The 12,043-nt window shown below is 45.4% G+C and carries 10 protein-coding genes; 4 read left to right on the top strand and 6 right to left on the bottom strand.

Going from position 1 to position 12,043, the window contains the following annotated elements; translation table 11 throughout:
* Positions 1 to 40 precede the first annotated feature (40 nt).
* Positions 41 to 862 (bottom strand): DUF2989 domain-containing protein, encoded by an 822-nt coding sequence (locus CAG69_RS16575; protein ID WP_161445230.1) that lies wholly within the window; start codon positions 860 to 862, stop codon positions 41 to 43.
* A 101-nt stretch (positions 863 to 963) separates the two neighbouring features.
* On the opposite strand from CAG69_RS16575, the gene CAG69_RS16570 reads away from it, so the two are divergent.
* Positions 964 to 1,248: a YeaC family protein gene (locus CAG69_RS16570; protein WP_161445226.1), complete on the top strand. Its 285-nt coding sequence runs from the start codon at positions 964 to 966 to the stop codon at positions 1,246 to 1,248.
* 105 nt (positions 1,249 to 1,353) lie between these two features.
* Here the strand turns inward: CAG69_RS16570 and ansA are convergent, their stop codons facing one another.
* Both ansA and sppA read right to left on the bottom strand, forming a co-directional pair.
* Positions 1,354 to 2,367, bottom strand: a complete 1,014-nt coding sequence (ansA, locus tag CAG69_RS16565; RefSeq protein WP_017635822.1) for an asparaginase — start codon at positions 2,365 to 2,367, stop codon at positions 1,354 to 1,356.
* 164 nt (positions 2,368 to 2,531) lie between these two features.
* Positions 2,532 to 4,382, bottom strand: coding sequence for a signal peptide peptidase SppA (sppA, locus tag CAG69_RS16560; protein ID WP_161445224.1), 1,851 nt, complete (start codon positions 4,380 to 4,382; stop codon positions 2,532 to 2,534).
* Between the two features lie 224 nt (positions 4,383 to 4,606).
* Here sppA and CAG69_RS16555 point away from each other — a divergent pair, with 224 nt between their 5' ends.
* Positions 4,607 to 6,619, top strand: a complete 2,013-nt coding sequence (locus CAG69_RS16555; RefSeq protein ID WP_065645046.1) for an NADPH-dependent 2,4-dienoyl-CoA reductase — start codon at positions 4,607 to 4,609, stop codon at positions 6,617 to 6,619.
* Between the two features lie 60 nt (positions 6,620 to 6,679).
* Here the strand turns inward: CAG69_RS16555 and CAG69_RS16550 are convergent, their stop codons facing one another.
* Positions 6,680 to 7,996 (bottom strand): MFS transporter, encoded by a 1,317-nt coding sequence (locus CAG69_RS16550; RefSeq protein WP_161445223.1) that lies wholly within the window; start codon positions 7,994 to 7,996, stop codon positions 6,680 to 6,682.
* 173 nt (positions 7,997 to 8,169) lie between these two features.
* Here CAG69_RS16550 and CAG69_RS16545 point away from each other — a divergent pair, with 173 nt between their 5' ends.
* Positions 8,170 to 8,718: an NAD(P)H nitroreductase gene (locus tag CAG69_RS16545; RefSeq protein ID WP_053808804.1), complete on the top strand. Its 549-nt coding sequence runs from the start codon at positions 8,170 to 8,172 to the stop codon at positions 8,716 to 8,718.
* Positions 8,719 to 8,821: 103 nt separating this feature from the next.
* Positions 8,822 to 10,789, top strand: a complete 1,968-nt coding sequence (locus CAG69_RS16540; protein ID WP_161445221.1) for a DNA topoisomerase III — start codon at positions 8,822 to 8,824, stop codon at positions 10,787 to 10,789.
* Between the two features lie 44 nt (positions 10,790 to 10,833).
* On the opposite strand, the gene CAG69_RS16535 is transcribed toward CAG69_RS16540, so the two are convergent.
* Both CAG69_RS16535 and CAG69_RS16530 read right to left on the bottom strand, forming a co-directional pair.
* Positions 10,834 to 11,040, bottom strand: coding sequence for a hypothetical protein (locus tag CAG69_RS16535; RefSeq protein ID WP_005380717.1), 207 nt, complete (start codon positions 11,038 to 11,040; stop codon positions 10,834 to 10,836).
* A gap of 183 nt (positions 11,041 to 11,223) precedes the next feature.
* Positions 11,224 to 11,913, bottom strand: coding sequence for an SDR family oxidoreductase (locus CAG69_RS16530; protein WP_046874517.1), 690 nt, complete (start codon positions 11,911 to 11,913; stop codon positions 11,224 to 11,226).
* Positions 11,914 to 12,043: the final 130 nt, after the last annotated feature.

Below are 12,043 nucleotides of genomic sequence, written 5' to 3'. Positions count from 1 at the left end.
CCCAAAGAAAAACTCCCGCCAATTGCGGGAGTTTTTTCGTTTATATCTCTTTGGGTATCATTGTTGGAGAGTAGTTCCCTCTCTCTATGGCTTTTGCCACCGATTCAGCTAATTCATCCAACTGCTTATATCGCTCTGGATGACTGAAATTGAACATACGTTGGAGCTGCTTTTCATCAGCAAGCGGTACGTCGAATCTCTTCGCGACCATTGCCCATAGATACGCTTGCTCTTTGTCTCCAAGCCCCTGATGAATACTTGCCATTGACTTGAGAATGACCGGATTGATGTTGTCTTCATCAGATAAAGACAACGCGTTATTAAGAAGCTCCAGGGTTTTCTTGGTATCTCGGTTGGTATAAAAAGTAGCTAATGCATATTGCATCTCAGCAGTATTTAACTTAGGTGAGCCTTCCATTTGTAAAAATGCGCGACGAGCTTGGATGTCACCCGTTTGAGACCACAAAAAATACAAAGTAGCGGGGTCTTCTGAGCCTTTTAACTCGTTTACGATGCGTTCTAGCTCATCAATACTGTGTACCAAAGCGTTAAAACGCTGTCTCTTGAGAGCACTTTGATCAATAGGTGTGATCTGAGAGGCGAGTTCTAAGCATTTCCTATATTCAGCGACCAGACCGTATTCGATAATTTGATTGGCTTCTGATGGATATTTCAGTTGCTCAAACCGATGCCATACTAAGTTTGTTCTGGGAACTCGACATTGCCCGTCATCCATATTGAGCTGTTCGCAGCGCAGTTCTGGTGTTTTTTTGCACAACTCTTCGGTTGTCACGTTACCTTCGAAACAGCCCGTTAGTGCGAGACTTGTGAGGCCGAGAAGTAACCAGTGTGTTCTTTTCATGGCTTTGCTTGTGATCCGTTACACCAATTCATTTTCGTATTCTTGACTCAGTTTCTTAACCCGTTATGTTCTGTAAATAGAATGTAATAAGAAGGTACATTATGGACGCAGAACAACTATTACAAGCGATGACTCCAGAAGTTTATGATCGCTTAGTCTATGCAGTAGAAACGGGAAGATGGCCAGAGGGTACAACACTTTCTAAAGAGCAGCGAGATTCGTGTATGCAAGCTGTGATGTTGTATCAATCAAAACATAATACTGATGCGCAGCACATGACGGTTGCAGCCGGCGGTGAAATCAGCTTTAAATCGAAGCAAGAACTTAAAAAACAATTTAACGAAGAAGAGAGCGACATTGTTCGTGTCAATCCGAACATTGATTAAGTGAACCTTTGATTTTTACAGGGTGTCGTTTACCGCTACTACTTTGACTTTAAAAGAAAAAAGCCCAATCTCTATTGGGCTTTTTAGATCGTAGTAAGTTTGAATTTACAGGCTCATCTCACCACGCAGTACTTGCTGCATTCTCTCTTTCACTTCTTCGTAAGAAAGGTTTTGGCTTAGAAGGTAATGCAGTTTTGCTAGTGCCGCTTCTGGCGTCATGTCAAAGCCGCTGATAACTCCAGAGTCTGCCAGTGCACAACCCGTGGCGTAGCCGCCCATATTCACTTTGCCTGCCAAACATTGAGTCAGGTTCACGACAATAACGCCGCGCTCAGAGGCTTCTTTAAGGTGGCCCAGTAGCTCAGGGTTTTGAGGCGCATTGCCCACACCAAAAGTCAACAGAATCATCGCATTTACAGGCTGACGAAGCGTATTACGAATAACTTCATGTGATATACCAGGGTACATGGTGATCACACCGATTGGTTGTGGTGTGATGTTGTGAACCTTAAATTCACCTTCTGGTTGTGCACCAACGGTTACGCTGTTGCTTACTTGAATATTGATCCCAGCTTCCAATAGTGGAGGAAGGTTTGGTGAAGTAAAGGCATTAAAACCGTCTGCATGAGATTTTGTGCTGCGGTTACCACGCATCAATTGATTATTGAAGAACAAAGTTACTTCGTTGATCGGGTAGTTTGCCGCAATATGTAGCGCGTTTAATAGGTTTGCTTGGCCGTCAGAACGCAGCTCTGCGAGAGGGATTTGTGAACCCGTTACAATCACTGGCTTACCAAGGTTTTCAAGCATGAAAGACAATGCAGATGCTGTGTATGCCATGGTGTCAGTACCATGTAGGATAACGAAACCATCGTATTTGTCATAGTTGTCACGAATATCATTCGCAATCTGCTGCCAGTCAGCAGGCGTCATATCTGATGAGTCAATCAGAGGATCGTATTCGTGGATAGTGTAATCCGGCATTTCAGGACGGTGAAACTCTGGCATGCTTGCTAGTTGCTTTTCCATAAAGCCAGCAACAGGCACATAGCCGTGATCCGATTTTTGCATTCCGATGGTACCACCGGTGTAAGCGATGTAGATGTGTTTTCTAGTCATCGTTTTTTCTTTCGTGTAGGGGAACAGAGGCGGGGATTATATACCTAAATAACCTTGAGATGCGAGGCTATGCGCACAGCATCAGAAAGTCATCTGAGGAGATGCAAAGCCTAATAAAAAGGGCACTTAAAGTAGAAGTGCCCTTTGTAATATTGATGGAAAAACTACTGCACTTGGCAGTTCAAACAAAATGCGTATTGACCTTTAGGATCGTTGAAGCTTTGGAGCAAGCTTGCGTCTTGTTCGAATTGTTGAGCTACGGGTTGAAGACTTTTTGGTAGCAAGCTTGTTGCATCAATACCTAGAGAGACTTTCACCTGTTTCATAAACTCTTGCAGAAATAGTTCAGTAGGTGAAAGAGGCTCTTCTACCCAGTAAATGCCGTAATCGGTCACGTTCGCTAGTTTCGCCGCTAGCTCTACAGCATCATCAAAGTCACCCATTTGATCGACAAGACCAAAGGATAGTGCATCTTGGCCAGTCCAAACTCGACCTTGAGCAACCTTGTCAACTTCCTCTAGAGACATATCGCGATTCTCGCCAACTAGAGAAATAAAGCGCTTGTAACCGTGCTCGATACCTAATTGGAACACTTGAGACGCGCCCTCAGAAAGGCCAGTGGTAATACCGTCACCTGAGAACGGCGATGTGCCAACGCCATCAGTGTTAATACCTAACTTGCTAAAGCCTTTTTCAAACGTGGTGATGACACTAAATATACCAATGGAGCCCGTCAGGGTTGTTGGCTGAGCAACGATTTTGTCTGCGCTCATTGAAATCCAATAACCACCAGAAGCGGCCAAACTCGACATGGATACAACAACCGGCTTACCTGCTTGCTTCAGAGCTTCTACTTCGTTACGAATCACTTCAGAAGCAAAGGCACTGCCTCCTGGACTATCTACTCGTAACACGACCGCTTTCACTTTTTCATCATTGCGTGCTTGACGCAGCAAGCTTGCGACCGTGTCACCACCAACAGTCCCGCGAGGTTGTTGACCGTCCATAATCGCGCCACTGGCTAGAACAACGGCGATGTCGTGCTGAGGTAGTGTGTAATCGGGACGAATCGTTGCAAGGTAGTCGTAGTAACCAATCGCGTTGTAGCTGTCTTTGCCGTCACTACCAAACTGTTTTGCAAATAGAGTGCGAATGTCTTGACGTGTCGCGAGTTCATCCACTAGCCCCAGTTTAACCGCGAGCTGAGCAAGATCACCGTCCACTGACTTCATTTCGTCAATCAGCTCATCCATGGTTGGATTAAGCACTTTCGCATCAATATTTCGGTTTGTCGTTACGTCATCAACAAAAGCACTCCACAATTGAGTAACCCAACGTGTTGCAGACTCTTTCGCCGCATCGGACATGTCATCACGAATAAACGGTTCGATAGCGGATTTATAAGTACCTACGCGAAAAACATGAGTAGAAACATCAAGCTTTTCCAATAACGTTTTGTAGTACATTGAGTAAGCGCTGTAACCTTTAATCAATACGCCGCCATCCGGTGCCAGGTAAACTTTATCAGCGTAACTTGCCAAGTAATATTGGCTTTGGTTGTAGAAATCACCTACAGCGTAAACTGGTTTACCTGACGCTTTAAATTCGTTCAACGCTTTCGCGATGTAACGTAATTTCGTGAGATTTGTTTCTGGCATGTCTCGCAGTGCTAGCACTAATCCAGACACTTTAGGATCGTCTTTCGCGTAGCGAATAGTATCAACGATATCGAAAAGGACGTTTTCTTTCGGTAACTCATTGCCCAAAAGGGAACCAGCAAAAGAGTCCATTGGATTTACATAGCGTCTTTGTTCGACAATCGGACCTGAAAGGTTCATCACCAATGCCGACTCTTTTTCGACGACGGGTTGACCGTCTCCGGTATAAGTAAAAGCAAAGTAGAAAACGGCAATCATCAGCAAGAAGATCAGGTTTGCCAGTGCGAGTCTGATAAAGGTGATGCTCTTCCATATCCCTTTAAATATCAAACCAATAAATTTGAAGAGTTTTTTCATCTTGTCTCCATAACGAGATAGTTACGCCGAGTCTAACAAAGTATGGGTTCTTATCTCTAAGATCTCAAAAGATAACATTTTTTTAGCTTATCACGACCACTCAACAATTGGCATATTTTCACGCGAGATTGATCGGTGTTACAAAAATGTAAACGCTTGTTTGATTTTTTGGTTGAGCGGGCTTAATCTGGTCAGACCATGATAATAACAATGGATGTTAAGTGATGTCTGCCATGTACCCAAACCTATTAAAGCCACTGGATCTCGGTTTTACACAATTACGAAACCGAGTCCTGATGGGATCAATGCACACGGGCTTAGAAGAGCACAAAGAAGGATTACAGAAGCTCGCGGCTTTCTATGAAGAACGCGTGAAAGGCGGTGTTGGACTGATTGTAACCGGAGGTTTTTCTCCGAACTTACGCGGTCGTTTGCACCCATTGAGTGCTGAGTTCAGCAAGCCAAAGCATGCCAAGGCCCACAAAGTTGTGACAGAAGCGGTGCACAAGCACGGTGGCAAAATTGCCCTACAAATTCTCCATGCTGGGCGTTATGCCATGCATCCATTCTCGCAAAGTGCGTCTGGCATTAAAGCGCCAATTGCAAAGTTTGCTCCGAGTGAAATGAGCGACCGCCAGATTAAGAAAACCATTGATGCCTTTGCGAACAGCGCTGAGTTAGCCCAGCTTGCTGGTTATGATGGCGTCGAGTTAATGGGCTCGGAAGGTTACCTGATAAACCAATTCTTATGTAAGCGCACGAACATGCGTTACGACGAATGGGGTGGCAGTTACAAAAAACGTATGCGTTTTCCGCTAGAAATTGTCAAAGCGGTTCGTAAGGCGGTGGGCGACAAGTTCATCATCATTTTCCGTCTCTCTATGCTGGATCTTGTCGAGCAGGGCAGCACATTTGAAGACGTTATCGAATTGGCGAAAGCGCTTGAAGAGGCTGGCGTCACGATTATTAACACTGGCATTGGTTGGCACGAGGCTCGAATTCCGACCATTGCGACTCAAGTACCACGCGGTGCGTTTACGTGGGTTACGGAAAAAGTTAAACCTCACGTTTCGGTTCCTATTATCACTTGCAACCGTATAAATACGCCAGACGAAGCAGAACGTATTTTATCTTCAGGTCATGCCGACATGGTATCGATGGCGCGCCCATTCTTGGCCGATCCTTACTTTGTTGCTAAAGCCGAACAGGAAAAAGCGCAGCTTATTAATACGTGTATTGGTTGTAATCAGGCGTGTCTAGATAACGTGTTTAAAGGTAAGCGCGCCAGTTGCTTAGTGAACCCACTTGCGTGCTATGAAACCGAAATTGTTGTTGAACCAGCCTTTAAGAAGAAAAACATTGCCGTTGTCGGAGCAGGTCCGGCGGGGTTGGCTTGTGCGACTACGCTGGCTGAACGTGGCCATAAGGTTGATTTGTTTGAAAAGAACGACCGCATCGGTGGTCAGTTCCGTCTTGCTATGCAGATCCCTGGCAAGGAAGAGTTTCGAGAGACGATACGATATTTCGCTAACCGTATTGATGAAACAGGCGTGAATCTGCACTTATCGACGGAAGCGAACTATGACTTACTCACAGAATACGATGAGATAGTGATGGCATCGGGTGTTGAGCCACGTAAAGTCAATATTGATGGAATTGATAACCCAGAGAAAGTCGTCGACTATCAAACACTCATTCGAGACAAAACGCCAGTCGGTGAGAAAGTGGCTATCGTTGGTGCTGGTGGTATTGGCGTAGATGTAGCGACCATGCTCACAGAGCCAGTTGGACAAACGTTGGATGACTGGTTGCATGAATGGGGAATCGACAAAGAGATGTCTCAACCGGGTGGTTTATACCCTTACCCTGATGCGGTCAGTGATAAAGAAGTCTGGGTGCTTCAGCGTCGTAAAGGTCGTGTAGGTAAAGGTCCGGGTAAAACGACAGGTTGGATCCATAAACGTACCCTTGAAAAACGGGGCGTACATTTAGTCGGTGGCGTGTCTTACGATAAAATTGATGATCAAGGTTTGCACATTCATGTAGATGGAAAAGAACAATTATTGAACGCGGACAAAGTCGTCATTTGTGCGGGGCAAGAGTCTGTTCGTCCATTTGAAGATAAATGGTCTGAACTCGGAGAGAAGATTCATATCATTGGCGGAGCTGACCATGCGGGTGAACTTGATGCTGTGCGTGCGATTCGTCAAGGTGTTAAATTGGCGGTAAAACTCTAGCTTTTTAATGTGTGTTTACCATGAAAGCTGCGCTTTGAGCGCAGCTTTTTTTGTATAGAACTAGTCACTGATATCTGGCAGTTGTTTGGCCATTACTACGCCAGCAAGAGTAATAAAAGAGAACACTAACACCACTGCTGAAAGGCTCAAAAAGTTCGACATAACACCAAGAGAACTCATTAGAAGCAGCATTATTCCAACCACCGTGTTACTCACGGCTACATAGCTTGTCCGCTTGTCACCTTCTGCGATATCAACTAAGTAGGTTTTTCGTCCGACTCGTATTCCGTCGTGGGCAATACACACACAAAAGTAGAGTAGAGGAATCACGAATAGGAAGCTTTGGCTAGCGGTGACCCACGTATCGTAAACAAATAAAACAACGCCAAGTAGCGCGCTCATCGTTGCGCCGATGACCATAACACTGCGGCTAGAGCGATCGGACATTCTTCCCCAGAAAGGACCTGACACAAAGGAGGCCAAGCCACTCGCAAACATAAAGAGAGCTAGCACCCATAGCTGTCCACCCAGAGATTGCTGTGCCAGCACAACGTAGTACGGTGCACTCAGCGCAGAACATAAAAATAGTGTCCGAGTGATAACGAATCGACGAAAGGTCACGTCTGTCTTAAGTAACGCGAGTTGTTTAAATGCTTCGAGGACGCCATTTCGACCACCGTCTACCTCACCGGCATACTCATTAATTCGCGCATAGACTAATGCCGCAATAAGCCATATTGCACCCGCTAACCCTAAACTCAGACTGTAAAAGCGCTCCGTCGGCTCTACGTCCCATAACCAGGCTAGTGCCAGAAGGCTAGCAAAAAGTAGTGTAACAAGGCCAGCAGCGCTTGAAGACCAGCCGTTGACTTGACCTCGTTGGTTTTTAGGGATGGTTTTGCCCAACACATCTTTTGATGCGACGGAATTTAAACCGCGTGAGAGACTGAAGATCACAAGACATGCAATTACACCATAACCCGCAGCAGCTCCTGTCAGAGTTAGTGCGGCCACTCCGATTGCAAATATGGAAAGAGCCTGCAAGATGCTGCCAATTACCCAGACCCATTTTCTTACTGGAATGCGTCGGATGTAGTGCGCGATGCTAAGTTGTGGGATAAGGGAACCTGATTCACGAATAGGAACGAGCCAACCAATTAAGTAAACCGGTGCCCCAAGGCTTTGTAGTATCCACGGCAACGTGACTTTGGGGTTGATTAACGCATCGCCGACCTTCGTTAAAAACTGAGCAAGAATGATTTTAAGAAAGTTGCCGGGAACTTGATGACAAGCTGATTCAGGAATCGCCTTACAGGCACGGGCATCTTCGTCATTAACGATCTTTTCGTAAATGCTGTTTTGTTTATCCTTGTTCATCAACCTGCCTATGTTCAACTTATTCATTTCGCGAATAAATTAACATTAAATCCAGCTTGATGTTAAGTGAAGCACGTTATCAAGCCCACAGAAAACCGGTTGTTATTCGTAGGAACAGATTGTGCTAAAGTGGCGTAAACAAAATAACAACGATATTCGATAAGGATTCTTTCATGGACGCTCTCGATCTTTTGCTCAATCGCCGATCTATCGCGAAGTTATCTGCGCCTGCACCAGAAGGTAAAGCACTTGAGAACATCATTCGTGCAGGCCTTCGTGCGCCTGACCATGCGGGATTAACCCCTTGGCGCTTCGTTATCGCACAGGGCGATGGTTTGAAAAAACTGTCAGATATCTTGGTAAAAGCGGCAGAAGCTGAAAATAGTGATGAAGTGGTGGTCGAAAAGGTGAAAAATGCGCCATTTCGTGCGCCAATGGTGATCACGGTGATTGCTAAAGTAACGGAACATGAGAAAGTGCCGGCACTAGAGCAACACTTATCTGCGGGATGTGCCGTACAATCCATGCAGATGGCAGCCGTAGCGCAAGGCTTTCAAGGGTTTTGGCGCTCAGGTAAGTGGATGTTCCATCCAGAAGTTCATCAAGCGTTTGGTTTAGAAGGCGACGATGAGATTGTTGGTTTCTTGTACTTAGGTACGCCTGGTTGCACACCGATGAAAGTTCCTGAGCGTGACCTTTCTCAGTTTGTTGAATTTCTATAACTGAAAACTTAAATAAACTGACTGTTTATTTATACAGTTTTTCTTGATTTATTAGGGCTACATTCGTTAATGTGGCCCTAATTATATTTATTTCCAAAACGTTATGTCTCGTCTGTTTATTGCTGAAAAACCAAGCTTAGGCCGTGCGATTGCCGCTGCACTGCCAAACCCTCAAAAGAAAGATCAAGGATTCATCCGCTGTGGGAACGGGGATATCGTTACTTGGTGTATCGGCCATTTGCTCGAACAAGTCGAACCTGACGCTTATGATGAGCGTTATAAAAAGTGGAATATGGCAGATTTACCAATTGTTCCGCAGCAATGGCAGCTCAGACCGAGGAAAAGTGCAAGTAAGCAATTAACAGTGATTCGTAAATTGCTCAAAGAAGCTAACGAAGTCATTCATGCAGGAGACCCAGACCGAGAGGGTCAGCTGTTAGTTGATGAAGTTCTCGACTATTGCAAGTTATCTAAAACCAAGAAGGAATCCACACAGCGTTTGCTGATTTCCGACTTGAACTTACCTGCGGTTAAACGCGCACTCAGTTCTATGCGCAGTAATCGCGAGTTTATTCCACTTTCAGTTTCTGCATTGGCTCGCTCTCGGGCTGATTGGTTGTATGGCATGAACATGTCTCGTGCTTATACCTTGCTTGGTCAAAAAGCAGGGTATCAAGGTGTTCTCTCGGTAGGGCGAGTGCAAACGCCAGTTCTTGGCTTAGTGGTGCGTCGTGATGAGGAAATCGAAAACTTTGTCCCGAAGGACTATTTTACCCTACATGCTCTGATTCCGTATCAAGATGCCAATGGTACTTTTGATATTCGTGCTCGTTGGAAGCCAAGTGAGGCATGCAAGCCTTGGCAGGATGAAGAAGGGCGAGTGTTAAACCGTAAGTTAGTGGAAAACGTTGCAAACCGTATTGCAAATCAACCCGCTAAAGTGACGGAGTCGGAACAAAAGCAAACCAAGCAATCAGCACCATTACCTTATTCGTTATCTGCTTTACAGATCGATGCAGCGAAGCGCTATGGTATGAGTGCGCAACAAGTACTAGATACTTGTCAGGCATTGTATGAAAAGCACAAGCTGATCACTTACCCGCGTTCAGATTGTCGCTATTTACCGATGGAACACTACTCACAAGCAGGGATGGTGACAACAGCTATTGCGAATAACGCAAAAGAGCTGCAAGGTGCCGTTCAGGGAGCAGACTTAACATTAAAGTCCAAAGCCTGGAACGATAAAAAAGTGGATGCGCACCATGCGATTATCCCTACACCAAAACAAGCTAATGTGAATGCGCTTTCGGGCAATGAGATGAAAGTGTATCAATTGATTGCGCGCCAGTATCTCATGCAGTTTTATCCGGCGGCGGTTTACGCAGAAGCGAAATTGGTTTTCGATATCGCTGGTGGTACGTTTATCGCGAAAGGTCGTCAGTTAGTTTCGCCGGGTTGGAAAGCGCTAATGGGCAAAACTGACAAGGAAGATGAAGGTATTGATGCCGTACCACCGTTACCAGAAGGCACCGTGTTAACTTGTCGTGAAGGGGAAATAAAAGGCCGAAAAACCGAGCCACCAAAGCACTTTACCGAAGCATCGCTGTTGCAAGCGATGACCGGGATCGCCCGTTACGTTGCGGATAAAGAACTGAAAAAAGTCCTTCGTGATACTGATGGGCTAGGTACGGAAGCGACTCGCGCTGGTATTTTGGACACGCTGTTCAAACGCCAACTGCTCACGCGTCAAGGTAAATCAATTCTCAGCTCTCCTGCTGGAAGAGGTCTCATTCATGCCTTGCCACAGGATTCAACGTACCCAGATATGACGGCTCATTGGGAGCACCAGTTACAAGGTATGGCAGAGAGAAATCAGGCATATCAGCCGTTTATGCAAGCACTAGAGCAACGCATTGATGGCTTGATGGCACAAGTAAAAGCAGGGCCGATCCCTGATTCATTGCGTCATCTACCCAAAGTGGAACGTCCTGCGTTTAAACGTAAAAAGCGTAGTTATTCAAAGAGTGGTGGCGCAACTAAATCTGGTGCAGCCAAAGGTAAGCGGGCATAGGACAAGCGCGGCGTAATTAAACACCGCGCATGCTTGAAAATAGATTACTCGAATAGGTCACCGTGGTTTTGGATCGCGCCTCTTACTTCACCTTGAGTTAACACGCGTTTGTCCAGAACCTCTTTCACCTGGTTGCCCAAGTCAACTAATGTATCTCGATTCGCTTGAGTTTGGCGTTTACCAGCACTTCTCAAGCAGTAGTTTAGCTCATGCTCTTCGCTAAAATTAACCAAATCCCTATCTGCTGCCATCGTGCCTTCTCCTTAATTGTTCTACTTTTTCATAAGTCTGGATTGGATATAGATAAATTCAAGTTAGATTGCGCGAATTATGCTGGTAGATCGCCGATGAACATTATGTTTGCCAACCAAGTCACGATTATGAAGCCTAGCTTAGGTGTTATTTGGTTTATTGATGGTTGTTTCTTAACGCCGCTACCAAGGTAGCTCAGTACCATCGTAGTTAATAAATCGACCTGAAAGTTGCGGTGTACTCAGCTCTATCACGTTCGCTAGGCCCTGCGCGGAGGTTTGCGTATCGATCAATGCATTTGGCCCGCCCATTGCCGTTTTTACCCAACCAGGATGAAGCGCTAAAACGGTAAATCCTTCAGGTGTTAAATCATTACTCAAGCTTTTAACAACCGAGTTTAGCGCCGCTTTCGATGAACGATAAATATAACCGCCACCGGACGTATTTTCGGTCATGCTCCCCACTTTTGATGAGATACAAGCAATCTTTTTCATCTTGCCTTGTTGTAAACGTGGGTAACAGTGCTCAACCAGTTTTAACGGTGCAATGGTGTTTACTTCGAAGACTTTACGCCATTCTTCTACGTCTGTGTTTCCAAAGCCATATCCCTTGGGGCCGTAATATCCTGCATTATTGATGAGTAAGTCGATGGCAGGGAGTTTATCGGCAAGCTTAGCGACTTGTTCGTAGTGAGTGACATCCAGTTCGTGCAAAACCAGATTGCTGAATTGTGAGGCTAGAGTTTGTAGTTCTGAACTGTTCTCCAAGGAACGACTGGTAGCATGTACTTGGTGGCCTTGCTTCAGGTACAGCTCAGTTAAGCTAAGGCCAATGCCGCGATTTGCTCCGGTAATAAAGACGGTTTGACTCATATAAACACCTATATTTTTTTGATTTCATTTGAAAGTCATTGTGTTAGCTAAGCGCAATAAAATCAATCAGCCACCACGCACCAACAACGAGAGATGAAAATAGGGACAGAGCACAAAGAGAGCCAAACAG

The organism is Vibrio sp. V43_P6S15P86 (genome assembly GCF_009904725.1).
Classification (GTDB): Bacteria; Pseudomonadota; Gammaproteobacteria; order Enterobacterales; family Vibrionaceae; genus Vibrio; species Vibrio diabolicus.
Note: the sequence above shows the minus strand (reverse complement) of the source record. Positions and strands in the feature narration are given on the sequence as shown.

Excerpts from the sequence above, each read along its gene's own strand:
- CAG69_RS16575 (WP_161445230.1), bottom strand. The coding sequence starts at position 862 with ATGAAAAGAACACACTGGTTACTTCTCGGCCTCACAAGTCTCGCACTA.
- CAG69_RS16570 (WP_161445226.1), top strand. The coding sequence starts at position 964 with ATGGACGCAGAACAACTATTACAAGCGATGACTCCAGAAGTTTATGAT.
- ansA (WP_017635822.1), bottom strand. The coding sequence starts at position 2,367 with ATGACTAGAAAACACATCTACATCGCTTACACCGGTGGTACCATCGGA.
- sppA (WP_161445224.1), bottom strand. The coding sequence starts at position 4,382 with ATGAAAAAACTCTTCAAATTTATTGGTTTGATATTTAAAGGGATATGG.
- CAG69_RS16555 (WP_065645046.1), top strand. The coding sequence starts at position 4,607 with ATGTCTGCCATGTACCCAAACCTATTAAAGCCACTGGATCTCGGTTTT.
- CAG69_RS16550 (WP_161445223.1), bottom strand. The coding sequence starts at position 7,996 with ATGAACAAGGATAAACAAAACAGCATTTACGAAAAGATCGTTAATGAC.
- CAG69_RS16545 (WP_053808804.1), top strand. The coding sequence starts at position 8,170 with ATGGACGCTCTCGATCTTTTGCTCAATCGCCGATCTATCGCGAAGTTA.
- CAG69_RS16540 (WP_161445221.1), top strand. The coding sequence starts at position 8,822 with ATGTCTCGTCTGTTTATTGCTGAAAAACCAAGCTTAGGCCGTGCGATT.
- CAG69_RS16535 (WP_005380717.1), bottom strand. The coding sequence starts at position 11,040 with ATGGCAGCAGATAGGGATTTGGTTAATTTTAGCGAAGAGCATGAGCTA.
- CAG69_RS16530 (WP_046874517.1), bottom strand. The coding sequence starts at position 11,913 with ATGAGTCAAACCGTCTTTATTACCGGAGCAAATCGCGGCATTGGCCTT.